The sequence below is a fragment of the Streptomyces sp. NPDC048291 genome (genome assembly GCF_043201715.1).
GTDB lineage: Bacteria > Actinomycetota > Actinomycetes > Streptomycetales > Streptomycetaceae > Streptomyces.
In genome coordinates this window covers 19944-46326 of record NZ_JBICZC010000013.1, presented here as the reverse complement: position 1 = coordinate 46326, position 26383 = coordinate 19944, and the positions used below count along the sequence as shown (strand labels likewise).

The 26383-nt window shown below is 70.2% G+C and carries 23 protein-coding genes and 1 pseudogene; 8 read left to right on the top strand and 16 right to left on the bottom strand.

Going from position 1 to position 26383, the window contains the following annotated elements:
- Window positions 1-83 precede the first annotated feature (83 nt).
- Window positions 84-1520, top strand: coding sequence for a tyrosine-type recombinase/integrase (locus ACGF5O_RS32860; protein ID WP_393813536.1), 1437 nt, complete (start codon window positions 84-86; stop codon window positions 1518-1520).
- Between the two features lie 61 nt (window positions 1521-1581).
- On the opposite strand, the gene ACGF5O_RS32855 is transcribed toward ACGF5O_RS32860, so the two are convergent.
- Together ACGF5O_RS32855 and ACGF5O_RS32850 are read right to left on the bottom strand one after the other, a co-directional pair.
- Entirely contained in the window at window positions 1582-2442 is an 861-nt protein-coding gene (locus ACGF5O_RS32855) for a phosphotransferase (RefSeq protein ID WP_393813535.1), read from the bottom strand.
- A 402-nt stretch (window positions 2443-2844) separates the two neighbouring features.
- Complete coding sequence (locus ACGF5O_RS32850; RefSeq protein WP_393813807.1) at window positions 2845-3750, bottom strand: PfkB family carbohydrate kinase; 906 nt, start codon at window positions 3748-3750, stop codon at window positions 2845-2847.
- 172 nt (window positions 3751-3922) lie between these two features.
- Between ACGF5O_RS32850 and ACGF5O_RS32845 the strand changes: the two genes are divergently transcribed.
- Window positions 3923-4972, top strand: a complete 1050-nt coding sequence (locus ACGF5O_RS32845) for a phosphatidylinositol-specific phospholipase C domain-containing protein (protein WP_393813534.1) — start codon at window positions 3923-3925, stop codon at window positions 4970-4972.
- Window positions 4973-5071: 99 nt separating this feature from the next.
- The gene (locus ACGF5O_RS32840; RefSeq protein WP_393813533.1) at window positions 5072-5632 is read left to right on the top strand and encodes a glycoside hydrolase family 25 protein; all 561 of its coding nucleotides are present in this window, start codon (window positions 5072-5074) and stop codon (window positions 5630-5632) included.
- Window positions 5633-5772: 140 nt separating this feature from the next.
- Here ACGF5O_RS32840 and ACGF5O_RS32835 read toward each other — a convergent pair whose 3' ends face one another.
- From ACGF5O_RS32835 to ACGF5O_RS32825, 3 genes are all read right to left on the bottom strand, one after another.
- Complete coding sequence (locus ACGF5O_RS32835; protein ID WP_393813532.1) at window positions 5773-6471, bottom strand: NADPH-dependent F420 reductase; 699 nt, start codon at window positions 6469-6471, stop codon at window positions 5773-5775.
- A 130-nt stretch (window positions 6472-6601) separates the two neighbouring features.
- Window positions 6602-6814, bottom strand: coding sequence for an EF-hand domain-containing protein (locus ACGF5O_RS32830; RefSeq protein ID WP_393813531.1), 213 nt, complete (start codon window positions 6812-6814; stop codon window positions 6602-6604).
- A 47-nt stretch (window positions 6815-6861) separates the two neighbouring features.
- Window positions 6862-7776: a MerR family transcriptional regulator gene (locus ACGF5O_RS32825; RefSeq protein WP_393813530.1), complete on the bottom strand. Its 915-nt coding sequence runs from the start codon at window positions 7774-7776 to the stop codon at window positions 6862-6864.
- A 57-nt stretch (window positions 7777-7833) separates the two neighbouring features.
- Between ACGF5O_RS32825 and ACGF5O_RS32820 the strand changes: the two genes are divergently transcribed.
- A complete protein-coding gene (locus tag ACGF5O_RS32820; RefSeq protein ID WP_393813529.1) occupies window positions 7834-8466 on the top strand; it encodes a GNAT family N-acetyltransferase in 633 nt (210 codons plus the stop codon).
- 25 nt (window positions 8467-8491) lie between these two features.
- On the opposite strand, the gene ACGF5O_RS32815 is transcribed toward ACGF5O_RS32820, so the two are convergent.
- The 6 genes from ACGF5O_RS32815 to ACGF5O_RS32790 all read right to left on the bottom strand — a co-directional run bounded on the left by ACGF5O_RS32815 (window position 8492) and on the right by ACGF5O_RS32790 (window position 14869).
- Window positions 8492-9685 carry a beta-propeller fold lactonase family protein gene (locus ACGF5O_RS32815; RefSeq protein ID WP_393813528.1) on the bottom strand — a complete coding sequence of 398 codons (1194 nt, stop codon included), beginning with the start codon at window positions 9683-9685 and terminating at the stop codon, window positions 8492-8494.
- Window positions 9685-10443, bottom strand: a complete 759-nt coding sequence (locus ACGF5O_RS32810; protein ID WP_393813527.1) for a polysaccharide deacetylase family protein — start codon at window positions 10441-10443, stop codon at window positions 9685-9687. Before ACGF5O_RS32810 ends, ACGF5O_RS32815 begins: the two co-directional genes overlap by 1 nt.
- Before the next feature lie 149 nt (window positions 10444-10592).
- Complete coding sequence (locus tag ACGF5O_RS32805; RefSeq protein ID WP_393813526.1) at window positions 10593-11201, bottom strand: ATP-binding protein; 609 nt, start codon at window positions 11199-11201, stop codon at window positions 10593-10595.
- Window positions 11202-11385: 184 nt separating this feature from the next.
- Window positions 11386-12153 carry an enoyl-CoA hydratase/isomerase family protein gene (locus ACGF5O_RS32800; protein WP_393813525.1) on the bottom strand — a complete coding sequence of 256 codons (768 nt, stop codon included), beginning with the start codon at window positions 12151-12153 and terminating at the stop codon, window positions 11386-11388.
- Between the two features lie 89 nt (window positions 12154-12242).
- Window positions 12243-13421 carry an Ig-like domain-containing protein gene (locus tag ACGF5O_RS32795; RefSeq protein ID WP_393813524.1) on the bottom strand — a complete coding sequence of 393 codons (1179 nt, stop codon included), beginning with the start codon at window positions 13419-13421 and terminating at the stop codon, window positions 12243-12245.
- A 212-nt stretch (window positions 13422-13633) separates the two neighbouring features.
- The gene (locus ACGF5O_RS32790) at window positions 13634-14869 is read right to left on the bottom strand and encodes an Ig-like domain-containing protein (RefSeq protein WP_393813523.1); all 1236 of its coding nucleotides are present in this window, start codon (window positions 14867-14869) and stop codon (window positions 13634-13636) included.
- A 244-nt stretch (window positions 14870-15113) separates the two neighbouring features.
- On the opposite strand from ACGF5O_RS32790, the gene glgX reads away from it, so the two are divergent.
- Window positions 15114-17408: a glycogen debranching protein GlgX gene (gene glgX, locus ACGF5O_RS32785; protein WP_393813522.1), complete on the top strand. Its 2295-nt coding sequence runs from the start codon at window positions 15114-15116 to the stop codon at window positions 17406-17408.
- 29 nt (window positions 17409-17437) lie between these two features.
- Here the strand turns inward: glgX and ACGF5O_RS32780 are convergent, their stop codons facing one another.
- The 3 genes from ACGF5O_RS32780 to ACGF5O_RS32770 are packed head-to-tail and all read right to left on the bottom strand — an operon-like array spanning window position 17438 to window position 18496.
- Complete coding sequence (locus tag ACGF5O_RS32780; protein ID WP_393813521.1) at window positions 17438-17728, bottom strand: hypothetical protein; 291 nt, start codon at window positions 17726-17728, stop codon at window positions 17438-17440.
- On the bottom strand, window positions 17725-18075 hold the full coding sequence (locus tag ACGF5O_RS32775) for a DUF6247 family protein (RefSeq protein WP_393813520.1): 351 nt from the start codon (window positions 18073-18075) through the stop codon (window positions 17725-17727). Before ACGF5O_RS32775 ends, ACGF5O_RS32780 begins: the two co-directional genes overlap by 4 nt.
- A gap of 28 nt (window positions 18076-18103) precedes the next feature.
- Window positions 18104-18496 (bottom strand): hypothetical protein, encoded by a 393-nt coding sequence (locus ACGF5O_RS32770; RefSeq protein ID WP_393813519.1) that lies wholly within the window; start codon window positions 18494-18496, stop codon window positions 18104-18106.
- A 498-nt stretch (window positions 18497-18994) separates the two neighbouring features.
- Here ACGF5O_RS32770 and fxsT point away from each other — a divergent pair, with 498 nt between their 5' ends.
- Entirely contained in the window at window positions 18995-21028 is a 2034-nt protein-coding gene (gene fxsT, locus ACGF5O_RS32765) for an FxSxx-COOH system tetratricopeptide repeat protein (protein ID WP_393813518.1), read from the top strand.
- A gap of 79 nt (window positions 21029-21107) precedes the next feature.
- Window positions 21108-21545, top strand: coding sequence for a cytidine deaminase (locus ACGF5O_RS32760; RefSeq protein WP_393813517.1), 438 nt, complete (start codon window positions 21108-21110; stop codon window positions 21543-21545).
- Window positions 21546-22495: 950 nt separating this feature from the next.
- Here the strand turns inward: ACGF5O_RS32760 and ACGF5O_RS32755 are convergent.
- Both ACGF5O_RS32755 and ACGF5O_RS32750 read right to left on the bottom strand, forming a co-directional pair.
- The gene (locus ACGF5O_RS32755; protein ID WP_393813516.1) at window positions 22496-23749 is read right to left on the bottom strand and encodes a helix-turn-helix domain-containing protein; all 1254 of its coding nucleotides are present in this window, start codon (window positions 23747-23749) and stop codon (window positions 22496-22498) included.
- Between the two features lie 279 nt (window positions 23750-24028).
- Window positions 24029-24888, bottom strand: a pseudogene (locus ACGF5O_RS32750) (IS5 family transposase); the annotation flags it as partial.
- A gap of 637 nt (window positions 24889-25525) precedes the next feature.
- Between ACGF5O_RS32750 and ACGF5O_RS32745 the strand changes: the two are divergent.
- A complete protein-coding gene (locus ACGF5O_RS32745) occupies window positions 25526-26377 on the top strand; it encodes a methyltransferase domain-containing protein (RefSeq protein ID WP_393813515.1) in 852 nt (283 codons plus the stop codon).
- Window positions 26378-26383: the final 6 nt, after the last annotated feature.

The following is a 26383-nucleotide window of genomic DNA, read 5'->3' as shown; positions in this document are numbered from 1 at the left end:
ATCCGCAGCCGGGATAATCACCGGCCGCGAAGTGCGTTGCCACCGACCAACACGCGACGCATGCACGCACGGAGGATCACTGAATGGCCGGTTACATAGAGGACCGCTGGTTGAAGAAGCGGCCGAAAAAGGAGACCGGCAAACGTGAACGCACCGCCCGGTACGGCAGCGGTATGCGGTACCGGGTCAAGGGGATCCCCGGAGTCCAGGACCGTGCCTTCGACACGAACGAGGACGCCAAGCAGTGGCTCGCCACCGCCCAGACCGACTCCAGTCGCGGTGACTTCGTCGACCCGCGCAGGGGCGAGATTTCGCTCACCGACTACATCGTCGACCACTGGTGGCCCGCACGGTCCGACGAGCCCTCGACCGCGGGTCCCCTGGCCAGCAGTATCTGGAACCACGTAATCCCGCTGGTCGGCGACCTCTCCCTCCGCGAGATCGACGCAGCGGCCCTACGCTCCTTCAAGGCCTCCCCCCTCTCTCGGGTCGAGGAAACGACGGCGGAGGTGATCTGGGGACATCTGTCGACGATCCTCGGCAGCGCGGTGGACGATCAACGCCTGTTGCGGAACCCCATGAAGGCCAAGAACAGCGTCAAGCCCCCGCGTCCCACGGAGAGGAAGGCCAAGGCCTGGGCCCGTGAGGTCGTCGACGCCGTTCGAGCGGGACTCCAGGAGCGCTACCGGCTCGCTGTCGACCTGGGTATCGGGCTGGGGCTCCGCCAAGGCGAGGCCTTCGGCCTGGCCGAAGAGGACCTCGACTTCGAGGCGGGCGTCGTCCACGTGCGACGGCAGCTCAGGTGGGACATCAAGGGACGCCCCTACTTCTCACTTCCCAAGGGACGCAAAACCCGCGACGTGCCCCTGCCGCCCAACCTCGTCATACGGGCACGCGAGCACTTCCGCCGCTTTCCCTCCACCCCCTGCACTCTCCCGTGGCGCAACCCCGAGCCTCCGACCACCGCCCTGGAGGAACGCCAGCGGAAGCCGATCACGGTGAACCTGGTTCTCACCACTTCGCACGGCAACCGGATCTACTACCGCACCTGGAACGACCGCCGTTGGAAGCCGGCCCTCGCCGCCGTCGGCATCATCAAGCCTGTCGGGGAGAAGGTGCGGCGTGACGGAGGCCGCGTTCGTCGCGTCCCCCTCTACGCCGCCCCGCGCGAGGACATGTTCCACGTGCTCCGGCACACCTACGCGAGCGTGCAGTTGGAGGCCGGCGAGTCGCTCGTCAGCCTGTCGAAGTGGCTGGGGCACTGGACGCCGAAGGTCACCCTCGACCACTACGCTCACTTCATGCCCGGCGCAGGTCAGCGCGGTCTCGTTGCCATGGACGCGTGGCTGGAGGACCGCCACCGGCCGAAAGTCCCCGAGAAGTCCCCAGCGGCCGAGTGGATCAAGAAAATCCCGGAGAACCAGCAGGCCAGCGGGCTCGTAGCGTCCGACGCCCGCTTGTCCGTCAAGTACAAGGAGACGGCCCGGGGCGGGCTGGCGGTGAACATCATCGAGTGCTGAGGGGACGGGGCCTGCGCAGCGCGGACTGGCCCCCTTCGCACGTCCAGCCGACCCCTGGGCGCTACTCCCCGCGACTCGCCGTGCGGGGCGCCTTGTCCTCGGCGGCGCGTGCCTCGGCCAGTCGGTGTGCGGCGGTGAGGGCCGTCAGGCAGTGCAGGGCGAGCTCCTCGTCGTGGCCGAGGGTGCGGCCGTAGCCGGTGAAGAACGCGGTGCGCAGGCCGGGCTGGGGCGCCCAGGGTCCGCAGGCGAGGTCGACGAAGTCGAGGACCGCGGGGGCGAACCGTGCCGACTCGAAGTCGCGCAGGGCCAGTTGCGCGTCGGCGGACCAGAGGAGACTGGAACCCAGGGGGCCGCCGTGGATGTAGCCGAGAGGCAGCCGGCCGACGAAGCGCAGCCGGTCGGCGAGGCCCATGACCCGCTTCTGTTCGTCCACCGACAGGCGGTCGCCGGCCGTGCCCAGGTGACGGGCCGCCTCGTCGGCCAGGCGGGGCAGGTCGGTCGGCGCGTCGTGGTGCGCGGTGCCGGTACGCCGTGCGGCCTGGTGGAGTTGGGCCAGGAGGAAACCGGCCCGCCAGTGGACCGTCCTGAGCGTGGCCTCCTTCAGCCGCAGCCGGGTGAGGGGCGTGCCGGGCAAGGTCGTCACGATCAGGGCCAGATGCGCGGCGGAGGTGGCCAGCAGACGCGGGGCCGCACCGGGGCCGAGGGCGGGCACGGCATGCCGGTGGGCGAAGGTCTCCCGGGTGAAGGCGTCCGGGTCCAGGGCGACCTTGACCTGGAGACGGGCCCCGTCACCGGTGCGTACGACGTCCCATGCGCGGCCGAGCGGCGGTTCGGCCGCGGCACCGCGCAGCACAGCGAGCGGGCCCAGGGTCCGTTCGGCCCAGGCCATGACGGGTGCGGGTGGTGACTGCTGTGCGGTCATGCCCCCCACCTCGGTGTCAGGCCTGACGTATCCGGGGCGTATACCGGGGCGCTGCCGGCCGCGGTCAGCGCGCGGTTGGGGACAGGGACGGGGACGGGGACGGGATTCATGGTTCCTCCGGGGGTCGGTCGAGTGACGGCGGGTGCCGCCAACAGCGCCGCAGGCGCGCCGCGTTGGGGACGACTGATGATGACCGGGACAACGACCCGAGGGCCTCACTCGAACACGCGTGTTTGAGTCGGATCCCCAGCCGCGTGATTCCGGGGGTCACGTCTCACCGGCCGCCGGTCGCCGCGCTTCCCGGGCCCCGGAACTTGGCCGAATCGCCGCGCGTGGACACGCAAGCGGCCCCTGGGGCCGGTGAGGAAGGAGAGGCGTTACGCCTTCACTCGGGGTCGGCGGTCAGCCCGCCGTCAGCCACGCGCGGGTGCCGAAGGAGGCGCAGGCGTGGGAGGCCACCGTCGCGGCCCGTGCCAGGGCTTCGGCGAAGGCCGGGCCGTCGATGGGGGCGGGGCCGCTCAGGTGGTGGGCGAGGGCGCCGTGCAGGACGTCGCCCGCGCCCAGCGTGTCCACCACGCGGGTCTCGGGAACGCCGACCAGGCCACCGCCGCCGGGGCCCGACCACGTGATCGGCGCCCCGCCCGCGGTGACCGCCGCCCAGGTCACCCCGTGGTCGTGGAGGAACTCCAGGGTCTCGGCGGGCGTGCCGGTACCGGGCGGGTGGAAGTCCGCCGAGCACACGGCGACGTCGGTGGAGGACAGCAGCCGCTCCGTGCCGTCCTTCCAGCTGCCCCCGTCGAGGACGGTGCGGCGGCCGGCCGAGCGGGCGGCGCGTGCCACGTCGACGGCCAGGTCCATGTGGTGCCCGTCGAACTCGGCGATGTCGCACGACACCACCAGCTCCTCCAGTTCCCGCAGCTCGGCCGAGTCGGCCGGGGCCCGCAGCCGGTGTCCGGTCGCGTTGGTCGAGGCGACCGCGCGCTGCCCGGTCGACGCGGTCACCAGGACCGAGGACACCGCGGGCGGCTCCACGCGGTCGGCGGCGAGGTCCGTGACGCGCACGCCGAGCGCGTCGAGGTCCGCCCGGACGCCGAGGGCCAGCGGATGGGTGCCGAGGCCCGTGAGCAGCCGGGGCAGGCCGCCCAGCCGCGCGAAGGCCACCGCCGCGCCCGTGGCCGGACCGCCCGCGGCCACCACCTGGTCACGGGCCGTCAGCTTCTCGTCCGGCCCGGGCACATGGTCCACCAACTGGATGACGTCCAGGGTGCACAGTCCCACGAAGAGGCCCGCAGGCCGCCGCCCCGCCATCGGACCCGCTCCCACCAGCGCCTCCTCGGGCCTCGGCCTGCGGCCAGCGTACGTGCGGCCTCCCGCGTCCCGCGGGAGTTCCGGAGGCCGATGTTCCCCCAGGGGCTACCGCCGGGTAACCGCATGCTTCTACGCTGCCGCCAACTCACCACCAACCCAAGGGAGTTGGGTCATGCGTGTACTGAGACGGCTGGCGGCGCTCGTGGGTGCCGGGGCCCTGTTCGTGATGGCGGGCTCGGCGGCACACGCGGACACGGGCACGGGCCTGAACGCGGCGAAGTTCTCCGAGACCACGTCCATCGGCACGCACAACGCGTACGAGAAGGACAAGTACACCTACTGGGCGCAGGCCATGGACTCCGGGGCCTCGCTGCTGGAGCTGGACGTGTACGTCGACAGCATCAGCAAGCGGTGGCGGGTCAGCCACAGCAACCCGTGGGGCGACAACAACAACTGCGAATACGCCAACACCCCCGGCCAGTTGTACGGCCAGGCCACCAGCCAGGACCTCGGCAGCTGCCTCGACAACATGGCGGCCTGGGAGCAACTGCACCCGGACCACGCGCCGGTCGTCGTCAAGGTCGAGATGAAGGTCGGGTTCAACCAGACCATCGGCCTCGGACCCACCGCGTTCGACACGCTCGTCTCCCAGAAGCTGGGCAGCAGCGTGTACAAGCCGGCCGACCTGCTCGGCTCGTCGTACCCGACGCTCGACGCCGCCGCGAAGGCCAACGCCTGGCCCACCCGCGACCAGCTCAAGGGCAAGTTCGTCTTCGAGCTGATCCCGGGCACGGTGGAGCAGGCCAACCCGTTCGACCACTACTGGACGGACCAGGAGTACGGCGACCACCTGCGGGACCTGTACGCGGCCGGGAACATCTCCCAGGCCCAGGCCTTCCCCGCCGTGCTGGGCGCCGCGAACGGGGATCCCCGGACCAGCAGGTACGACGCCTCGATCCAGCCCTGGTTCGTGTTCTTCGACGGCGACGCGGCGACGTACGTGAACAACGGCTACGACACGTCGTTCTACGCCACGAACCACTACATCCTGATCATGACGGACGCCTACAACGTCTCACCGGCGATCTCCTCCACCGCTCCGACGGACGCCGAGGTCGCCGCCCGGCTGGCGCTGCTCGCCGCCGACCACGCCAGCATCATCACCTCCGACTGGTCGACGAAGTCGGCGACCGTGCTCGGTGAGGTGGCGGCGCGAAGCTGACAATTCACGCGCCCACGCGGATCCCTCCCGGCGCGGCGGGGAATACGACATACGCAGTTGCAACTTGTGTCACCCCACTGGCACCAAGGGAGTTCCCCCATGCTGTACGGAATCGACGTGAGCGCGTACCAGTCGTCGAGCTACGACACGGACGGCCTCTCCTTCGTCTTCATCAAGGCGACGGAGGGGCGTTCGTACGTCAACCCCAAACTCGCCGCCCAGACCAAGACCGGCCGCGACGCCGGACTGGTCGTCGGCTACTACCACTTCCTCTGGCCCGGCAACCTCACCGCCCAGGCCGAGTACTTCGTCCAGCACGCCCCGGAGAAGGCGGGCGAGATCCTCGCCGTCGACTGGGAGACCACCGGCGACGGCACCCACGCGAGCAACGCCGAGAAGGACTCCTTCATCCGCAGGGTGAAGGCACTCCGGCCGAACAACCGGGTGATCCTCTACACGAATCGCAACTACTGGCTCACGATCGACACGACCTCGTACGCCGGCGACGGCCTCTGGATCGCCGACTACGTCAGCGCCGGCCACCCCCGGATCGAGGCCGACTGGCGTTTCCACCAGTACACCAGCGACCCGCACGACAAGGACGTGGCGGACTTCGCGAGCAAGGCCGGCCTCAAGGCCTGGGCGGCGAAGGAGGACTGAGCGACGGGCGCCGGTCCGGGACGGCGATCCGGGGCGGCGGGACCGGGCTCCCCGGCGCGGTCCCACCGCCCGCCAGCCAGCCGCCGCCAGCCGCCGACCGCCGCCCGTCGCCGGCCGCCCCCCGGGACCCGGCGGAGCCGTCAGCCGCGGAAGTTCTCCGGGCGCTCCGGGGACGCCTCGGCGAGGGCCTTGCGTACGCCCTCGGCGTCCGCCCGCAGGCCGTACACCGGGGTGCCCGGCTGCTGGCGCCAGGAGTCGTCGATGCCGCCGGTGTCGACGGTGTCGAAGCCGAGTTCGTCGATCAGGGCGCGGACGACCCGCTTGGCGGCCTCATCGTCGCCGGAGACCGGGAGGGCCTGGCGGCCGGGCTCGCCGGCGGGACGGTGGCGGTCCAGGATGTCCTGGGCGAAGGTGCCGTTGAAGGCCTTGACCACGGGGTGGCCGATCTGCCGTTCGGTCCAGCGGCTCTCCGTGATGCCCTCGTCCTCGATGCCGGCGATCCGGCCGTCGCGTTCCCGCGGGTAGTAGTTGTTCGTGTCGATCACCGCGGCGTTCGCCGCGGCGCCGTCCAGGAGGCCGGACGGCAGGTCCGGGACCGCCTTCACCGGGACCGTGACCACCACGACCTCCGCGCCCCGCGCCGCCTCTCCGGCCCGTACCGCCGTCGCTCCCGTCTCCTCGGCCAGAGCGGCGAGTGTCTCGGGGCCCCGCGAGTTCGCCACGGACACGTCGTGGCCGAGGGCGGCCAGCCGCCGGGTGAGGTTGCCGCCGATGTTGCCCGCGCCGATGATGCCGATCTTCATGACACGCCTTTCGAGAGTCCATGCACTTGCATGCATACGCTGCCGTGCGGCGACAACCCCGGGCGGGCGTGCCCTATTCCGCGGCTGGGCCGGAGGAGTGAGGTCCGGCGCCGGGCATGGGAAAGGGGCGCCCGCACGCAGAGTGCCGGGCGCCCCTCCCGTCGGGTCACTTGCTCAGGTAGGCCCAGAACTCGTCGAACGACAGGACCTTGTCACCGTTGAGGTCGCGGGTCCTGATGATGGCCTCGGCGACCGTGTCGGTCACGTTCCAGTCGCCCCCCTGGGCCAGGGCGGTCTTGAACTCGGCCGCGGTGATGACGCCGTCACCGTCCGTATCGATCCGCTCGAACTGCTTGCGTGCTTCCTCGATGTCCGCCACCGGATCCGCCCCTTCGTACGCTTTACTGCTTGTTGACGGAGGTCAGATTAACCGGCCGCGCTGGCTCGGAGTGCGGCGACCACCCAGGCGAACTCCGCACGGTACGCGGCGGCGGGCCCCGCACCCTTCATCGTGGTCAGCAACTCCCGGTACCGGGCGAGCCGGTCGTTGGACGCCGACTCCATCCGTTCGAGTACGGCGGTGAGGTCCCCGCCGCCCAGCACCTCCCGTACGATCGCCTCCGCCTCGGGCGACTCGGGGGCGATTCCCCGCGCGCGGGCCTCCGCGCCGAGCTGCACCAGCCGCATGGGGAACCACGTGGCCCGCCCGGGGGCGGCGGAGCGCCCCTGGTCCGCCGCATTGAACTCGACCACCCGCCGCATCTCCGCCCGGAACCCGGGGTCCTGGACCATCTCGGCCAGCTCGACCCAGGCGTCCACCTGCTCGGGGGTGGGGTCCTCCGGCAGGTCCGCGGCGATGGAGCGCATCCGGTCCTCGATGGCCGGGTCCACGGTGTCGAGCCCGTGGAACAGCTCGGCCACGAACTCCTCCATGATCCGCTTCCGTTCGGCTGCCGACAGCCGCGCCAGCTTGTTCATGAGCGTCATCTCCTCTGCGGTCGAACCGCGTTGCGCCACGGTCGACAGCACCGCCCGGGTCACTTTCAGGGAGCGGATCTGCGCGTCCAGCGCCGCCACGTGCGCCGCCGCGACCTCCGCCACGGTCCGCTCGCCGGAGAGCACCTCACGCACATGCCCGAGCCCGAGCCCCAGCTCGCGCAGGGTGCGGATCAGCTCCAGGCGGGCGAACGACTCGGCGTCGTAGAGCCGGTAGCCGCCGGCGGAGCGGGTCACCGGGGTGAGCACGCCCTCGTCGGACCAGTAGCGGATGGTGCGCACGGTCAGTCCGGTGGCCTTCGCCAGCTCGCCGATGGTGAAAAGTCCGGTGCCGTCGTCGATCATGTCTGCGAGTGTGGGCCTTCCAGTGGGTGGAGACTCAAGGAGTCGAGGAGTACGGCCGTGGAGACCTTGCGGGACATTCTGGACGCCGCGGCCCGTGGCGTCTTCCCGCCGCCGGACGGCCGTACGACGGTCGTACCGCAGCCCTCCCCGCGGGACGCGGGAGTCCTCTCCTTCACCGCCCACTCGGTCGTCTTCGTCGACGAGGACCCGGACTGGGTGTACGACACCCTGCGCGCGACGCCCACCGATGCCCTGGCCGCGACGATGAACGCGCGCTTCCTCACCGCTCTGATGGACCGTACGGGCCGGGAGCAGGAGACGATCGACGGGCTGCTGGTGGCCGGCCCGCTGCCCGGCCGCCCGGACCTGCCGCTGACGGAACTCACCGGCCCCGACCACTCCCGGGCCGCATACGCCCGGGGCCGCCGCGACGAGGTGCGCGCCTGGGCGGCGGACGGCGGGGTGGTGGTGCTCGGCCGGGGCGTCGCGGGACGCCTGGAGGTCTCCGTGGAGGTGGACGAGGGGGTACGGCAGCGGGGGCTGGGCCGGGCCCTGGTGGCCGCCGCCCGGCACCTCTCCGAAGAACCCCTGTGGGCGCAGGTCGCCCCGGGGAACGCCCGCAGCTGGCGGGCGTTCCAGGCCGCCGGCTACGTACCGGTGGGCGCCGAGGCGCTGCTGCTCAGGGTCTGAGGCCCGGCGGCCCGGCGGCCCGGCCTCAGCGGAAGATGCCGGTGTGGCCGAGCGAGTAGCGGCCCGGCTGCGGGTAGACGGCGAGGCCGTGCGGACCGCTGCCGACGTGGATGCGGGCCAGTTCGGTGCCGGTGCGGGTGTCGATGGCGTACACCTCGGAGTTGTACCGGCCGGACAGCCACAGCACCTTGCCGTCCGCCGAGACCCCGCCCATGTCGGGGCTGCCGCCGCCCGGCAGCCGCCACTTCCCGGTCAGCCGGTTCTGGGCGAAGTCGAAGAGGGAGATCGTGCCCTCGCCCCGGTTGGAGATGTACATCACGCGGGAGTCCCGGCTGACGTACAGCCCGTGCGCGCCCTTGCCGGTGGGCAGGAAGGTCGGCTTGGTGAAGGCGTCGCCGTCCAGGATCCACACCCCGTCGGCCATCATGTCGGCGATGTAGAACCGCTTGCCGTCCGGCGAGACCTTGACGTCCTGCGGCATGGCGCCGTGGAACGGCAGCTTCTCCTGCCGGAGCACCTTCATCTGCTCCGTGTCGACCTTGAGCACCTCGCCGCTGAACTCGCAGGACACGATGAAGTACCGGCCGTCCATGGAGAAGTCGGCGTGGTTGACGCCGTAGCAGCTGACCGGCAGGGCCTTGACGGTCTGCATGGTGTGCGCGTCCCGGAAGACCAGCTGGCGGTCGTTGGAGGCCATCACGATCGCGTACCTGCCGTTGGGCGTGAAGTACAGGTTGTACGGGTCGTGCACGGCGACCGGCTTGCCGGCCCGGCCGGTCCTCGGGTCGATGGGGGTGAGGCTGTTGCCCAGGTCGTTGTTGACCCACAGCGTCTTCAGGTCCCAGGACGGCACGACGTGCTGCGGCTGCCGGCCGACCCGGATGGTCCCGGTCACCCGGTACGTCTTCGGGTCGATGACCGAGACGGTGTCGGAGTTGGTGTTCGGGACGTAGACCAGGGACGGGAAGTCCTTGACCACGGGTGAGAGGTTGCCGGGGCGGTCGGCGGCGTACACGTCCTTCGGGTCGAGGACCGGGGGCATCCCCGGCAGTCCGTCGACGGCCTGCTCCGCCTTCTTCGCCGGCGGCTGCACGGCCGCGGCGGTGCCGGTGGCCGGTGCCGCGGGGCTGTCGGAGTCACCGCTGCACGCGGGCAGCAGCGCCAGGGCGGCGAGGACGGCACCGGCGGACAGCAGACGGGCGGCGTTCGTGGTTCGCATCAGCTGAGCAGCTCCGTGGTGGTGACCGCGCGCAGTCCACGGCGGTGGAGTTCTTGGAGGACGGCGGGAAGGGCGGCGACCGTGTCCGGATACCCGAAGTGCATGCTCACCACCGAGCCGCCCGTGACCTCCGCGAGCACCTTCCGGGTGATGGCCGGCGCGCCGGGCCGGGTGTAGTCGAGCGAGTCGACGTCGTACGACAGCACGTGCGGGTAGCCGGCCTCGGCCGCGAGCCGGGCGACGAGCGGGGAGGCGGTCGGCGCCCTGGAGGGGCGGAACCAGCTCCCGATCGATCCGGTGAGCCGCCTGAGCCGCTCCGCGCAGTCGGTGATCTCCTTGCGGGCGTCGGCCTCCGCCATGGCGTTGACGGAGACGTGCCGCTGGGTGTGGTTGCCCAGGTCGTGACCGCCGTCGAGGACGCGGCGGGCCATGGCGGGGTACTGGTCGAGCCAGCTGCCGACGGCCAGCACGGTGAGGTGGGCGCCGTGCTGCTCGGCGCTGCCGAGGAGTTGCTCGGCGAGGGCGGGGTCGCCCTGGCCGTGGAAGGTGAGCGCGACGGCGGCGGTGGTGCGGGGGCCGTGGGTGACCTGGAAGGGGAGCCGACGGGGGGAGGCCGACGGTGAGGTGGGGGTGACGGTGGGGGGTGCTGCGGTGGCCGTACCGGTGGTGCCGCAACCGGTGGTGAGCGCGCCTGTGGCGGTGAGGGCGGCGCCTGCGCGGAGGAGGTCGCGTCGGTGGGTGGGGGTCACCTGCACCATTTAAGGGGCGGCAGGTAAGAAAATGGGCTATTGACCCGATAACGGGTTGATTTGCTTGGTGCGGGCCGGTGGGGGTTGATCGCGCCCACGCGGCGGAGCCGCACATCGAATACAGCCCCGCGCTCTTAAGGGGCGCGTTTCACTGCCCCCTACCGATCGGCGACCCGCATCTCGAACCACGTCGTCTTGCCTCGCGGAAGCAGGTCCACGCCCCAGCGGTCCGCCAGCTTGTCCACCAGGAACAGGCCTCGGCCGCTGATGTCCGTCTCCTGAACCGGCATCAGACAGGGGAGCCCGCGGGACGGATCGCGCACCTCCACCCGGATCCAGCCGGGGCGGCGGCGCATCCGGAGGCCGAACACCCGGGCGCCGGTGTGCCGTACGGCGTTGCCCACGAGTTCCGAGACGAGTAAGACCGCGTCCTCCGTCATCTTGGGGCTGAGCCGCCACTGGCGGAGGACGACGACCTGGGCGAGCCGGCGGGCGGTCGCCGCGGACTCGGGGCGGGACGGGAGCGGAACCTCCGCGTCCGTCGGGTTGCCGAACAGCTCGATCGCCTTGAGCGCCCGCTCGTCCTCGACCGCAGGCGACCACCGCGCCGCGGCCGCACGGCTGTGTCCCCGCGGCTGTTCGATGCCCTCCAGCCCCGCCATGCCCCCATCATGGCCGCCGAGAGCGCCCTCCGTGGCCGTTCCGCGGGAATACGCCCCCGCAAACCTTCCGTCCGTTACCGGGCGATCGGCATATGCCGTCGGCATTGCGGAACCATCGTCAGCCGCTCCGACCTGCGAAGACGTACCATCTCCGGGCAATCGCCAGACCCCCTCGACAAGGCGGGCTTAGGGTTGCCTTAAGGCTCCCATAATCCGCCCCATCGGGGGACCCGGAATCAGACATCGCGTCAATTGCAAGTGGTTCGGGACATTCACAGCAGGGCGAAGATCACAGGAACTTGGCCTTGCCAGGCCCCTCCTCGACGAAGCTCCGCATCCCGCGCTCTCGGTCCTCGGTGGCGAACAGCCCGGCGAACCAGTTCCGTTCGACGGCGAGTCCGGTCTCCAGGTCGGTCTCCAGGCCGGTGTCGATCGCCTCCTTGGCGGCCCGCAGCGCGATCGCCGGCCCCTGCGCCAGCTTCGCCGCCCAGGCGTGCGCCTCGGTGTAGACGTCGGCGGCGGGCACCACCCGGTCGACGAGGCCGATGGCGAGCGCCTCGTCGGCCTTGACCATCCGGCCCGTGAAGATCAGGTCCTTGGCCTTCGACGGGCCGATCAGCCGCGGCAGCCGCTGGGTGCCGCCGGCCCCCGGGACGAGCCCGAGCAGGATCTCGGGCTGCCCGAGCTTGGCGTTGTCGGCGGCGATACGGAAGTCCGCGCAGAGGGCGAGCTCGCAACCGCCGCCGAGCGCGTACCCGGTGACGGCGGCGACGACCGGCTTGGGGATCCGGGCGACGGCGCTGAAGGAGTCCTGGAGGTCGCGGGAGCGCAGAACCATGGCGGCATGGTCCATGTTCTGCATTTCCTTGATGTCGGCCCCCGCCGCGAAGACCTTCTCGCCGCCGTAGATGACGACGGCACGCACGTCTTCGCGCCGGGCGGCCTCGCCCGCCAGCTCCCTGATCCGGTCCTGCGTGGCGACGTCGAGCGCGTTCATAGGTGGGCGGTCGAGGCGAATCGTACCGACGCCTTCAGCGACTTCGAGGGTTACAGTCATGCCTCGCAGGTTAGCGGGCGTTCACTCATTCCTGCGGGCCGGTGGGGGCTGGTCGCGCAGTTCCCCGCGCCCCTTTCGGGGCGCTCGACTCACGCAGTCCATTCCTTCCACGACATGTTCCACCCGTTGAGCCCGTTGTCCGGCGACACCGTCCGGTCGTTCGAGTGCTTCACCGTCACCACGTCCCCGATGATCGAGTGGTCGAAGAACCAGGCGGCCGGCACCGACCGGTCACCCCCACCCCGGATGTCGCGCAGCCCCACGCACCCGTGGCTCGCGTTGTAGTTGCCGAACGCGTCCCCACCCCAGTAGTTGCCGTGGATGAACGTCCCCGACGTGGTCAGCCGCATCGCGTCCGGCACGTCCTTGATGTCGTACTCGCCGCCGTAGCCGACCGTCTCGCCGTTCATGCGCGTGACGCGCAGCTTCTCGCTGATGACCATCTGGCCGTTCCACGTGTCGTAGCCCGGCTTGCCGGTCGTGACCGCGAGGGTCTTCACGACCTTGCCGTCCTGCATGATCTTCATCGTGTGCTTCTTGGCGTCGACGACGGACACCTGGTTGCGGCCGATCGTGAACTTCACGGTCTTGGCCTGCTCGCCGTAGACCCCGTCCCGGCCCTCGACGCCGTCGAGGTTGAGGGAGACGGAGACCTTCGTGCCGGACTTCCAGTAGTTCTCGGGCCGGAAGTCGAGGCGGTCGTTGCCGAACCAGTGGCCCTGGACGTCGACGGCCGGCTCGGTCTTGATGGTGATCGCCTTCTCCACCGCGGCCGGGTCGGTGATGCCCCGGGTGAAGTGGACGGAGAACGGCATGCCGACGCCGACCGTGGAACCGTCCTCCGGCGTGAAGTAGCCGATGAACGTGTTCTTAGGGGTGAGGGTCGTGAAGTTGGAGTCCTCCGCGGACTCCCGCCCGGCGGCGTCCTTGGCGATCGCGTGGACGGTGTACTTCGTGGAGTTGGCGAGGTGCGTCGAGGGCGTCCAGCTGGCGCCGTCCGCCGCGATCGCCCCGGCTATCTCCTTGCCCTTGGCGTCCTTGACCTCGACGTCGGTCAGCTTGCCCCTGGCGGCGCTGACCTTGAGCGCGCCGCTGGTGTCCACGCCGGTCGCACCGGACTTGGGGCTGATGCTGACGGTGGCCACGGACTGCTTGCTCGCCTGGGTGGTGGAGTCCTTGGTCTTGCCCTGGTCCGCCCCCTTGTCGGAGGAGCCGCCCCCGCCGCAGGCGGTGACGGCCATGAGCAGGACGCCGGCGACGACCGCCATCCCCTGCCTCCGCCGCGTCCCCCGAACCGACGCCCCCGATATCGGCCACTCGTTCAAAGTCGTTCTCCCCTCCCAGGGCCTGGTCAGGCCCACCCCGGCGCGTCAGGCGCGCGCTCTGGCGCATATTAACCGCAGGGTTTTGAGGTTGGTGTTGGGCGAATGTCACCGTTGCGTCGCAACTTCTCGCCCCCCACCGGCCCGCCCCCACCTGGTCACTTGACCGCGCTGCCCGCCTTCCACTCCTTCCACCCCATGTTCCACCCGCCGAGGCCGTTGTCGGGAGAGACCGTTTTGTCCTGACTGTTGACGACCTCGATGACATCTCCGACGAGGCTGCGGTCGTAGAACCAGCCCGCGGGCGTGTCCGAACTGCCGCCCTTCACGTCGCGCAGCCCGACGCAGCCGTGGCTGACGTTGACGTGGCCGGGGGCCTCCGGGGCCCAGTAGTTGCCGTGCAGGAAGGTGCCTGAGTCGGTGAGCTTGAGGGCGTGCGGGACGTCGGGGATGTCGTACTCGCCACCGAAGCCGACCGTGCGGCTGTTCATGCGGGTCACGTCGTGCATCTCCATCACCACCATCTTCCCGTTGTAGGTGGTGTGCTCGGGCGCTCCCGCGGTGATCGGCACGGTGGCGAGCAGTTCGCCGTCCCGGCGGACCTGCATGGTGTGGGCAGCCGCGTCGACGAGGGAGACCTGGCTGCGGCCGACGGTGAAGGTGAACGTCTTGGACTGGAGGCCGTAGACGCCGCGGGCGCCCTCGACGTCGCGGAGGTCCAGGCCGACGGTGACGACCGTGCCGGGCTGCCAGTAGTGCTCCGGGCGGAAGTCGAGGCGGTTGTCGCCGAACCAGTGCGGACGGATCTCGACCGCGGGCTTGGCGGTGACCTGGATCGCGCGTTCGACGGCGGCTCGGTCCTCGATGCCGCGGCTGAAGGCGAGGGAGACGATCATGCCGGTGCCTACGGTGGCCCGGTTCTCCGGGGTGACGTACCCGATGAAGCGTTCGGCGGGGACGAGCGTGGTGAAGGTGGTGTGGCGGGCCGAGCGGTGGCCGTCGCCGTCCACGGCGACCGCGTCGACGGTGTACTTGGCGGCGAGCGCGAGTCTCGGGTCGTCCGGCCGCCAGATCGTGCCGCCCGCGGCGATGTGCCCGGGGACCGGGGAGTCCTGGGCGTCCTGGGACCTGACGACCCTGACGGACTCCAGGCGGCCGTCCGGCACCCGAACCGTCAGCGGTCCGTCGGGCCGCACGGCCCTGGTGCCGTCGTCCGGGGAGACGCGGATGACGTCCTCGGGGGCCGGGGGTTTGCCGCCGAGGACGCGGTCGATGCCGAGCCCGTCCGTGCCGTTCGAGGTACAGCCGGCGGCTCCCGCCAGCAGCCCCGCCCATGTCAGTGCCGCGGCCAACGCGGCCCCCGCGCGCCGTGCGCGCCCTTGTGGATGCCTCACGTGCGGCTCAACGAGCGGGCATGCCCCGGGGAAACGTGAGTGCGACGCCGGCACTGGGCAGAACAGAGGGAAGGACGACGAGCTGGGGAGCCGCCGTGCCCGTGCGAGAGCCGTCGCGGGCACGTCCGTAGCGAGCCGCCGACCGTGCCCGGGACCGGGAGTCCGGGCCCCGTCGGCTGCTCGGACGCGGGTGCCGGTGCGCCCGGTGGTCGGCGAGTCGCGGGACACATAAAGGGGCCGACAGGTGACGAGCGCAGCCGAGCAGCAGGGGGCACCGGCGCGGGCCCCGAGGGGGGACGGCGCCGGGGTGAACGGCGCGGCGGTGGAAGGCCGCGCGGTGGCCGGCGCCACGGCGCACGCCCCCGCGGTGAACGGGACGCCCCTCCCCGTCCCGTCCGCGTGGCCGGGGGCGTCGACGCCGCTCGGCGCCCGGTTCCGGGTCGGTCCCGACGGGGTGGCGGGCACCAACTTCGCACTGTGGGCGGCCGGGGCGGAGGCGGTCCGGCTCTGCCTCTTCGACGAGCAGAGGCGGGAGACCCGCATCCCGCTGACCGAACTCACGCACGAGATCTGGCACGGGTTCGTCCCCGGCGTGCTGCCCGGACAGCGGTACGGCTACCGGGTCGACGGCCGCTGGGACCCGTGGACCGGCGCCCGCTGGAACCCGGCGAAGCTGCTCCTGGACCCGTACGCGCGGGCGGTGGACGGCGAGTTCGCGCTGCCGCCCGAGGTGTACGGGCACGTCCGGGACTGGCCGGACCAGCAGGTCGCCGACACCGTCCGGGACGACCGCGACTCGGCGCCGTACGTCCCCAAGGGCGTCGTCGTCCACGATGACGACGACTGGTCCGACGACCACCGCCCGAAGACGCCGTGGGCGGACTCCGTCATCTACGAGCTGCACGTGCGCGGCTTCACCAGACTGCACCCCGGGATACCCGAGGAACTCCGCGGCACCTACGCGGGCCTGGCCCACCCGGCCGCCGTCGAGCACCTCGTGAACCTGGGCGTGACGGCCGTGGAGCTGCTGCCCGTCCACCAGTTCGCCCACGAGGACCACCTGCTCAGGCGCGGCCTGAAGAACTACTGGGGCTACAACTCCATCGGCTACTTCGCCCCGCACGCCGCGTACGCCGCCTCCGGTACGACCGGACAGCAGGTCGGCGAGTTCAAGCGGATGGTGCGGGCGCTGCACGCGGCCGGGATCGAGGTCATCCTCGACGTCGTCTACAACCACACCGCGGAGGCCGGCGAGCTGGGCCCGACGCTCTCCCTGAAGGGCATCGACAACCGGGGCTACTACCGGCTCCAGGACCACGACGCCCGGCGCTTCGCCGACTACACCGGCTGCGGCAACACCCTGCACGTGGTCCGCCCGCACGTGCTGCGGCTGATCACCGACTCGCTCCGCTACTGGGTCACGGAGATGGGCGTGGACGGCTTCCGCTTCGACCTCGCCGCCGCGCTGGCCCGCTCGATGCACGACGTCGACATGCTCTCCCCCTTCCTCGCGGTGATCGCCCAGGACCCGGTGCTGCGCCGGGTGAAGCTGATCGCCGAGCCCTGGGACGTCGGCTCGGGCGGCTACCAGGTGGGCGCCTTCCCACCCCTGTGGACCGAATGGAACGACCGCTACCGCGACGCCGTCCGCGACTTCTGGCGCGGCGCCCTCCCGGACGTCCGCGATCTCGGCTACCGCCTCTCCGGCTCCAGCGACCTGTACGCCTGGGGCGGCCGCCGCCCGTACGCCTCGGTCAACTTCGTGACCGCGCACGACGGTTACACCCTGCGCGACCTGGTGTCGTACGAGCGCAAGCACAACGAGGCCAACGGCGAGGAGAACCGGGACGGCTCCGGCGACAACCGGTCCTGGAACTGCGGCGCGGAGGGCGAGACGGACGACGAGGGCGTACGGGCCCTGCGCCGGCGCCAGTTGCGGAACCTCCTCACCACCCTGCTCCTCTCGACGGGCGTCCCGATGCTGGTCGCCGGCGACGAACTGGGCCGCACGCAGCGCGGCAACAACAACGCCTACTGCCAGGACAACGACATCAGCTGGCTGGACTGGAGCCTGCTCGACGACCCCGCCTGGCGGCCCCTCTTCGACCTCACCGCCCGCCTCGTCCGGCTCCGCCACCGGCACCCGGTGCTGCGCCGCCGAGCCTTCTTCTCCGGCCGCGCGCACTCGGCGGACGGCCTGCGCGACCTGGCCTGGTTCACCGCGCACGGGGAGGAGATGACCGCGGGCGACTGGTACGCGCCCGCCGCCACCCTCGGCATGTACCTCTCCGGCCGGGACATACCCGGCCGCGACGAACGCGGCGCCCCGGTCCTCGACGACAGCTTCCTGACGATCCTGCACGCCGGCGCCCGCCCGACGGAGTTCGTCCTGCCGGGCCCGCCGTGGGCGGAGCGCTACGAGGTGCTGGTGGACACCTCGCTGGAGGAACAGGGCGCGGAGCCGGGGGTGGTGCACGAGGGAGGGACGGCGATCACGGTCCCGGGGCGGGCGGTGCTGCTCCTGAGAGTGGTGGGCTGAGGCGACGTTTCGACTGCGCGACGTGCCCGTCAGTGCTCGCCGTTCGGATCGGCAGCGAATGCGAGGTAGTGCTGTACGCGGAGGATCAGTACGACGTCGTCGCGGTAGTCCTCCTGGTACCAGATCATGACGGGCCCTTCCGCGTGGGTCTTGACGCCGGAGGCGGATTCCTGGATGTCGAAGGGGTGGCCGATACGGCGGACACCAACGGCTTCGGCGATGCGGCGGGCGAGGTCTTCGACGTCCTGCCTGTAAAGCTCGGGGAGGTCGCCGACGACGTGTTCGGGGTCAGGGTTGTACTCCCAGGTCCAGTCACTCACGCGGCGTCGGCCTCCGCGTCGGCGAGGATACGACCGAGTTCGGCGGAGGCAGTGCGGCGGGCGTCTTTGTCGTCGCTGGTGGCGACGACGCGTTCGCATTCGCGGAAGCGGGCGGCTCGTTCGGGCCACCGCTGGACGGCGACCCATGCCCACCAGTGATCGACGAAGTGACGGCCGGGCAGAAGGCTGAACTCGTCGCGGGCCTGGTTCATCGCTTCGGCCCAGTGCGTATCGAACTTCGGCAGCACTTCCGGGCTGAGGCGGGCGACTGCGACACGGAGGGCGGCGGGGTTCCTGTCCGGCATGGGGATGAGGGGCCCCGCTGGGGTGTCGGAGAGGGTGGTCATGAGCAGCGTTCCTTTGCGGCGGCGTTTATCAGGCGGCTACGGGGGTGGGTAGGGTCTGTCCGAGTTCGTCACGCTGGGCAGTGGTGACCATGCGGGCGTACGGGTGGATCTCACCTCGGACGTAGGCGTCCAGAAGGATCTCGCAGAGCGCGGACATCGAGCGGACCTGGTCCTTTGCGCGACGCTTGTCGGCGCCGGTCCATACGGCGTCGGTTGCGAAGACGGTCCGGCCGCGGCGGGGCCCGGCCTCCGATCCGACGGTGGTACGGGACAGGGGGAGGTTTCCGGCGGCGTAGTCGGCGAGGGCTCGGCTCATGACCCAGATGAGCGGTAGTCCCTCGCTCTTGGCGCGTTCGCCCGCGCTCTCCCACACGTTCTTCCCGACGTTGGGGGCGCGCTCGGTCTCTCCTGCCGCCGGCATACCAAGCTCCGTTCTCGTGACATCGCGATTCTACCAATCGAAACGGTACTACGGACTCCCGCCGCGGTGCGGACGCGCCGACCGTGGCGAAGTGGGGTGCACCCGGCCTTCTCAATCAGTTGTCTTGCCCGGTAAAGGGGTTGCTCGTACGCCGCTGACCGCTTCGGGGTGTGGAGCGGGATCCCCGGACCAGGACACAGTCTGACTGGGATAACACCGGAAGTCCCGGGTGCCCGGTCGAGGAACTCGAAGCAACAGAATCAGGATCACGAGGCACTCAGGGTCGAGGAGCGAAGGATTGAGGGCCGAGTGCCCTGAGGGCAGCCAGTATCGCCCTTACCCGAGGGACCTCGTGAGTGCGGTAGACGCCCGTTCCCCTTTGATGGGCCAGAACCAGAAAATCGCCGCAGGGCTTCTCCGCTACCCGGGCTAGGCTTTGGGGACGAGGTCGAGCCGACTGTTGACCGTCGCGGTCGCCGCCGTACCGAAGAGGGAGCCATGTGGCGAAGGCTGGCGGGTGCGGTGGCCGCTCTGCTCGTGCTGTTCGTCGGCAGTCTTGCCTTCAACGCGGCGTCCGGGCAGAGCCGTTGGCCGGGACCGCTGGACTTCGTTCGGGTCCACCCGTGGGTGGTGCTGCTCCTCCTGATCCCCTTGGCGCTGATCGGGCTGGGGCAGCAGTCGCCGCGCACCGACCGCAGGCAGGGGCCGCTCCCGCCTACGGCGTACCGGCTGCCGCCGCGCAACACCAACTTCACCGGCCGTGACGCCACGCTGCTGGAGGTGCGGCAGCGCCTCACCTCAGCGAGCGACGTGGCGACGCTGGTCGTGCACGGGCTGGGCGGCGTCGGCAAGACCCAGCTCGCGGTGGAGTACGCCTACCGATACCTGGAGAAATACCGGTTCGTCGCGTTCTTGGGAGCCGAGGCCCCTGACCTGGTCGCGCCGCAGTTCGTGTCACTGGCCGGGGAGCTGGGGCTGCCGGAGGTCAGCTCCGACCAGGCGATCCCACGGGTGTACGGCAATCTCGTGGACCGCAGGCCCTGGTTGATCATCTTCGACAACGCGGAGAAACCGGGCACGCTCACACACGCGCTGCCGTCGGGTGGCCTGGCGGGCAACGGCCATGTCATCGTCACAACCAGAGTGAGCGGCTGGTCGAGCAGCGCCGGTGTCGTCGACCTGGAGGTGTTCACCAGGCAGGAGTCGATAAAGCTGCTGGCACAACGTGTGCCGGACATGACCGAGGCCGTGGCGGACCGGATCGCCGATCAACTGGGCGACCTGCCACTGGCGTTGGAGCAGGCGGCCGGATATATGGGCTACAACCAGACGACACCCGAAGGGTACCGGGACCTGCTGGCGTCGCACCTGGAGGACATGATCGGGCGGGGTGAGCCGAGCGATCGGCCCTCGGTCGTCGTCGCGACCCTGTGGCAGCTCAGTGTGGAAAGACTGGAGACTGAACAGTCCCAGGCAGTACGCCTGTTGGAGCTCTGCGCCTTGCTGGCGCCGGAGCCGGTCCCGCTGGACCTGTTCACCGGCAGCCCGGAAACACTGGACGGAGTCCCTGCCGATCCGTTGGCATGGGACGCGACAGTCGGCGCCCTGGCCGGTCTGGGTCTGGCGAGGCGCGGTGACGCGTCCCTGGTGGTGCACCGGCTGGTTCAGGCCGCCATCAGGGCCCGGATGCCGGCCGAGGCGCACGTCGACGCCCAGGTCCGGCTGTGCCGTGCGCTGCTGGCGGCCGTACCGGACGACCTCCACAGTGCCCCGGACGCCCGGCCTCGGTGGCAACAGTTGCTTCCGCACGTCATCGCGGTGGCCAAGGACGATCCACCGGCCGAGTGCGCCGCGGAGACGGCGGTGCTGCTGCGGCTGGCGTCGGAGTTCCTCGTCCAGATCGGGGACTACTCGGTGGCGCTGCCTCTGTGCGAACGTGCTCTCGCGATCGACGAGTCGCTCGAAGGCCGGAGCGCCGAGTCCGGCTTCGATCTGATCGCCCTGTCGCAGATCCACCGGGACCTCGGCGCGCCGGAGCGGTCACGCCAACTGGCGGAGCGCGCGCTGAGCGTGCACGAGTCCTGTCTGCCGGCGGACAGTCCCGCCATTGCCACGGACCTGGCCACACTCGCGCGGACACTGTGCATCCTCGGCGAGCACGAGGCGGCGCGGCCGCTGGCCGAGCGGGCGCTGCGGATCGACGAGGCGGCGTACGGGCCGGACGACCCGTACGTGAGCTTCGACCTGATCGCGCTGGCGAACGTCCACGTCGACCTCGGCGATCACGCGAGTGCCGCGCCGCTCATCGCGCGCGCGTTGCAAATCCGCGAGGCGAAGTACGCGCCGGACCACCTGTACATCGGGTACGTCCTGCTGTTCCAGGCCCGGGTCCTGCACGAGTTGCACGACTCGGCCGCCGCGGACCTGGCGCGCCGGGGCGCACAGATCCTGCACACTCGACTGGGCAGGACCCACCCCAAGACCGAGGACGCGTTCGCTCTGGTCGACAGCCTGCAAGGCGGCACAAGCTAGTGCCGTGGCGACGACCGGTGGCTACGCCCCGTCGTCGACAGGGCCAACGTCACCTGACCGCACAAAAGAGGCAGAGAAGTTGACCACACAGACCTACCTTGTCGACCACGAGCTGATCCGGGCAGCGGCACACGTCGCAGCCACACGCTGCCGGGGCGACAACCACACCATGGCGGCAGCGGCCCGCGCCCGAGACGGCCGGATCGTCACCGCGGTGAACGCCTATCACTTCACCGGAGGCCCCTGCGCGGAGCTGGTACTGATCGGCACCGCTGCCGCCCAGGGTGCCTATGAACTGGACACCATCGTCGCCGTGGGGGACCGCGACCGAGGCGTGGTGCCCCCATGTGGCCGCTGCCGCCAGGTCCTTCTCGACTACTTTCCAGCGCTCAAGGTCATCGTCGGGACGAACGACGGCCTCAGGATGGTGTCTGTCACTGACCTGCTTCCCGAAAGCTACATCTGGGCGGACCACCAGCTCCACGCTGATACGAGCGCACCACGCAGCACGAACTGAGGCCCCAGGCCGATCCAGGGCACACGTGGCCTGCTACGGCACTGACCAAGGATCCGCCGCTGATGCCCTTCGCGACCGCCATCGCACGGTCACTGACGCCCAACTCGCGTCAGCCCTGGGCGATGGAGTCACTGACAAGCTCTCATTGTCGGTTGGCTGCGCTTGCGCCCCGCAGGTGAGGCACTCGGGCGGGCAGACGCCCGACGGGGCACCCTCGGCAGTCTCGGCCCCGAGGGTCCGTTCAGCGGCAGTGGTGACGGCGCGCATCACGGTTCCCCCCTGCTGCGCCGGTTGGCTTCGTCCACTAGGGCATGCATCCTGCTGCGACTGCCGGGCGCAGTGCAGTGCGGGCACGCGCACGGCGGATATCCGTTGGAGAACTCCGGCACGTCCGACGGTTTCACCGTGTGCTTGCTACGCACCTGCGTACGGACGCCTGTCACCGGGTTGACCCTGTAGACCTCGATCGTCATCACTGAACGCGCTCCCAGGGGTCTGCCTGGACACCTGCGCCCACTGCGCGTCCACATAGGGCCGGACAAGAGGCCCCGTACACTCCCACACCTCCTCCACCTCCCAGTGGCGCGGCGGCGGGAACCACTGGGCGCGCGCCTGCGGCTGAGGCCGATACGGGGTCCCTGCGCGCCACTCCGCGCGGCGCCTGTGGGCGACGACCAGCCATGCTCCCCGGACGTCCGCCGTAGGGTGCTCGCGGGGCGCCAGCGGCGCTTCGGGGGGTGTGTAGGCACTGCTGTGCTTGCCGGGGGTCAGTCGCCCTAACAGGGCCGTTCTTACTCGAACGAGGGTCTGTGGTACGAATCGCACTGTCGGTCTGCTCCTGTCAGATCGGCCACGCCCCGGGACCGTCGTGAGCGGTCGCCGGGGTCTTTGTGGTCTTCAACCGTAAGAGCGGCGAGAAGGAGGCAGGGGCACAGATTGTGCCCCTGCCGTCATGCAGCCAACATGCCGATTTTTAGCGCGAGTTCGGATGCGCGGCGGCGACGGGCCGGATCTTTGGACTCGGCCTCTTCCAGAACGATGCGCTTCGCGTATCCGTTGTACTTGATCGTTTCCGGTGCCGACTCGTGTGCCTTCTCCAGCGTGGCAAGGGCGACGTCGGGCTGCCCGTCGAGGTGGTAGCCACGGGCCTCCTCGATACGGTGGCGGGCTCGTCGTGGCCTTGACTTGATCGTGACCGCGTCTGCGGCGGCCGCCTGCCGTACTGACTCGCCGCCCTGGCGTAGTTCCACAGCCACGGTGACCGCGTGTGCGCCCATGATGGCTCGGGAGAACGACGTCACAGGGTGGTAGTAGTCGCCCGGGAGCCGCTCTGCCATGGCGCGCGCCTGGTCCCAGTAGCGCCATGCCGTACCGGTCTCTGCCCTCCGGGCAGCGGTGTATCCAGCCTCGAAGGTGAGAGCGCCGGTGATGGCAAGAACATCGTCGGAGGCATCAGCCAGGAGCGGTTCAAGATATGCCAGGGTCGCCAGATTGATCGCGTCGGCAGCGTCGAAGTGCGCGGGCCCCGCGTCGCGGTGCGCTTGCGCGGACAGCCACGCGGCCACCCCGATGGCATGCGGATCCTCGGACTCCTGAGCAGCGATCAGACCTCGCTCGGCGACACGCCACAACAGGGCGGCGTCCGGCTGATAGGCCACGAAGAACTGCGACAGCGAGTAGACCTCGGCGAGCACGGCCTGAGCCGCCCTGCGATCCGGGGCGGTCTCGGACTGCCGCACGGCGAGTTGAGCATCCCGGATCAGGTTTGGCAGCAACGCGCCGATCACCTCGCGGTGGTTGGGTGCCTCGTGCCGGGCCTTCCAGGCTCGGGCGAGCCGCGCCTGGAGGTGCGCAGACGGGGGCGCCTCTTGCTGCGCCGTGAGCGGGAAGGCATCCACAGCGGCTTTGACCGCAGAGAGCCGAGGGTGACCGGGGCCGCTGAACAAGTCGACGTGTACGGACTGATTGCCGGTGAGGTCCGACAGGTCACGGACACGCAGCAACTCGGCAATGTGCAGGATCTTATCCAGCTTGGGCGTCTTCAGACGTCCGGTCTCAATGCCCTTGACCCAGGATCCGGACTGGCCGAGCAACCCGCCCAACTGGTCGCGGGTGATGCCCTTGCGGGTTCGCAGCATCTGTAGGCGCTGGCCGAAGACCAGTGGATCGGCGTATGGGTCCGGGGTGGGTCCTTCAGACGACACGGCCTCGCCCCTCTCTGCACAGCTCGACACTGTCAGGGTATGGGGCAAGGGCGCTCTCGTGTGAGCATCCCGCTGTACGCCCTCTCGCCTTGTGTGATCAGAGCGGCGGCGTGATCAGACCCGTATCCGACACCTGTGCCATGGCTTTCGATGGCGGGCAAACACGCTCCGGACTCCGGTGGACAGGTCACGGTCGGTCTCGACGGTGACCTGGTGATCGCGCACTCCGGGTCGGAGGATGCGGCCGTGTCCTGAAAGAACACCCGGACCGCTTTAGAGGGCTCTGTACTGCTCGGAGTCGAAGGCGGGCGCTCGTCCGCCGGCTGATCCTCGGCGGTGTCGGTTGGTGATCTGGTCGGCCCGTTCAGGGATGACCGCTCGGATGCCGCGCCGTCGTAAGCCGGTCCGGATGGCCTGCGAGGAATACGCTGTTTGTAAGCACTTGTTTGGGCTCCAGTGCACGGAGTTGTTTTGGCTCCGACGGCCGTTCGACCGCCGGGCCGGTGGAGGGCTGTTGCACAAGCGCAGCCAGCGAGAAGAGGCCGTCAGGGGCGAGGGTGAACCGTCGTCCACCGGTTCGAGGGTGGGGCCAAGTCCGTACCGTGGGGCCGGCTCACGTGCTTACAGACAACGTGGAATCGTTGACGTTGCCCGGCGTGAGACGAGGGCCAGGGGCAGGCCACGGCAGTCCGCCGCGAGGTGGACCTTGGTGGTCAGCCCACCACGGGAGCGACCGAGCGCCTGACCAGGCGCCTGATGTGGAGAACGTTCCAGTTCGTCCTCGGCCGAGGCCCCCTTTTGAGGACTCCGGCGGCGTGCTGGTGAGCGCGGTTGATGGTGGAGTCCACCGACACCGTCCACTCCAGCGCGCCCACCGCATCGTCCTTGACCTGGGCGTGTTCCAGGAGCCTCGCCCAGGTCCCGTCGGTCTCCCAGCGGGCGAAGCGTTCGCAGACGGTCTGCCACGGGCCATACCGCTCGGGCAGGTCACGCCAGGGTGCGCCGGTCCGCGACCGCCAAAGCACGCCGTTGACCACCTGCCGGTGATCCCGCCACGGCCGCTCACGACCATCAACACGCGGCAGCAGCGGAGCTTCCCGCGCCCACGCTGCCTCCGTCAACTCCCCTCGTCCCACCACGCGATCAATGATGGAGGTGGCCTCGGGAGGTATCGCGCGCAAGGTCGGGCACGAACAAGCTGAGCCGGTAAGTGGTTGGCTGCATCAGCCGTCCGCAGAGCGTGTCGATCCGAGTCAGCGCCCAGTCGATCGGTTCCTCCGCAGAACGCAGACAGCGAAGGTGGGCACGCCACTCCAGCTCGTCCTGAGTCTCGAACAGCACCTCCCAGCGGCCTGAGCCAGGAGTGGCACGAGCGGTGGCCCGCCGACTCGCGTCCTGCTGCTGACGCTTCCTCTTCCGCTGTCCTGGCACTGACCCAGCATCACTGGCCCTGCCTCCCCTCAGCAAGGCGATTGCCCCCGGGCCTGATCCACACAGCTGATCAATTGCCACACATGGCCTGGCCGTGTCTCCCAACTCCGGCTGGCACGACGAACTTCGCCAGCTCGTAGACTCATGACGTGGCATTCATGAGCACCCCGCACTGCTGCTTCCTGTGATCGGAAGACGTTGAGGGCGACGCTGTCCAGCGTCGCCCTGCTTGGTGTGCCTGCTACGTGAACCACGCCTTGGCCGCTGCCCGTTTCTTTCCGAGGCAGTGAGTTCCGAGCGCGCGCGGGCACGGTCCCTTCCCTTCACCCTTGCCAGGAGTGCCTCATGCCCATGTCGCTTCCCCCTGCCCTCGAACGGTTCCTCGACCTGCTGCGCTGCCCGACGTGCCGTACACACCGGCTGCACCCCGACCGCAGTGCGCTGCGCTGCCCAGCAGGTCACACCTTCGACATCGCCCGTCACGGTTACGCCGCCCTGCTGACCGGCACCCGTGCCACCAGCGGTGATGACGCCGCCATGGCCCAGGCCAGGGACCGTTTCCTGTCCACCGGTACGTACACGCCCATCCGCGACGTCGTGGCCCGCCTGGCGGCCGGCTCCGCACCTGAACAGGCCACGGTCGTGGACGTCGGGTGCGGCACAGGCCACTACCTGGCCGGCATGCTCGACCAACTGCCCGGCGCCCGTGGTCTGGGGCTGGACACATCGGTGCGCGCTCTGCGCTCGGCGGCCCGTGCCCACGTACGAGCCGCCGCAGCGGCCTGGGACGTCTTCCGTCCCTTCCCGCTGGCCGACGGAGCGGCCGATGTCGTGCTCAACGTATTCGCCCCGCGCAACCCGGCCGAGTTCCACCGAGTGCTGCGCCCGGCCGGCCGACTGGTCGTGGCCCGTCCCACCGGACGGCACCTGACCGAGCTGCGAGGCCGGGTGCCGACGATGGTCACCATCGACCCGGCGAAGGAACAGCGGCTGCACCGGGCATTGGATCCCTTCTTCGGGGCCGCCGTTACCGAACGGATCGAGTACACCGTGCCTCTGACCCGGCAGAACGCACTTGACCTGGTAGGGATGACTCCGAGCGCACGCCACGTGAGCCGTGCAGACCTGACTGCCGGCGATCTCCTGCCCGACCGGGTCACCGTCTCCGTGCTGGCCACCGCCTACCAGGCTCGGTGACCACGA

What these genes read in the sequence shown, in the direction of transcription:
- ACGF5O_RS32815 (WP_393813528.1), bottom strand. Translation starts at nt 9,685, where the DNA reads ATGCGAACCACGAACGCCGCCCGTCTGCTGTCCGCCGGTGCCGTCCTC.
- ACGF5O_RS32745 (WP_393813515.1), top strand. Translation starts at nt 25,526, where the DNA reads ATGCCCATGTCGCTTCCCCCTGCCCTCGAACGGTTCCTCGACCTGCTG.
- ACGF5O_RS32770 (WP_393813519.1), bottom strand. Translation starts at nt 18,496, where the DNA reads ATGCCGGCGGCAGGAGAGACCGAGCGCGCCCCCAACGTCGGGAAGAAC.
- ACGF5O_RS32855 (WP_393813535.1), bottom strand. Translation starts at nt 2,442, where the DNA reads ATGACCGCACAGCAGTCACCACCCGCACCCGTCATGGCCTGGGCCGAA.
- ACGF5O_RS32800 (WP_393813525.1), bottom strand. Translation starts at nt 12,153, where the DNA reads ATGACTGTAACCCTCGAAGTCGCTGAAGGCGTCGGTACGATTCGCCTC.
- ACGF5O_RS32810 (WP_393813527.1), bottom strand. Translation starts at nt 10,443, where the DNA reads ATGGTGCAGGTGACCCCCACCCACCGACGCGACCTCCTCCGCGCAGGC.
- ACGF5O_RS32840 (WP_393813533.1), top strand. Translation starts at nt 5,072, where the DNA reads ATGCTGTACGGAATCGACGTGAGCGCGTACCAGTCGTCGAGCTACGAC.
- ACGF5O_RS32860 (WP_393813536.1), top strand. Translation starts at nt 84, where the DNA reads ATGGCCGGTTACATAGAGGACCGCTGGTTGAAGAAGCGGCCGAAAAAG.
- fxsT (WP_393813518.1), top strand. Translation starts at nt 18,995, where the DNA reads ATGTGGCGAAGGCTGGCGGGTGCGGTGGCCGCTCTGCTCGTGCTGTTC.
- ACGF5O_RS32825 (WP_393813530.1), bottom strand. Translation starts at nt 7,776, where the DNA reads ATGATCGACGACGGCACCGGACTTTTCACCATCGGCGAGCTGGCGAAG.
- ACGF5O_RS32775 (WP_393813520.1), bottom strand. Translation starts at nt 18,075, where the DNA reads ATGACCACCCTCTCCGACACCCCAGCGGGGCCCCTCATCCCCATGCCG.
- ACGF5O_RS32850 (WP_393813807.1), bottom strand. Translation starts at nt 3,750, where the DNA reads ATGGCGGGGCGGCGGCCTGCGGGCCTCTTCGTGGGACTGTGCACCCTG.
- ACGF5O_RS32845 (WP_393813534.1), top strand. Translation starts at nt 3,923, where the DNA reads ATGCGTGTACTGAGACGGCTGGCGGCGCTCGTGGGTGCCGGGGCCCTG.
- ACGF5O_RS32805 (WP_393813526.1), bottom strand. Translation starts at nt 11,201, where the DNA reads ATGCCGACGGCATATGCCGATCGCCCGGTAACGGACGGAAGGTTTGCG.
- ACGF5O_RS32795 (WP_393813524.1), bottom strand. Translation starts at nt 13,421, where the DNA reads ATGGCGGTCGTCGCCGGCGTCCTGCTCATGGCCGTCACCGCCTGCGGC.
- ACGF5O_RS32835 (WP_393813532.1), bottom strand. Translation starts at nt 6,471, where the DNA reads ATGCATGCAAGTGCATGGACTCTCGAAAGGCGTGTCATGAAGATCGGC.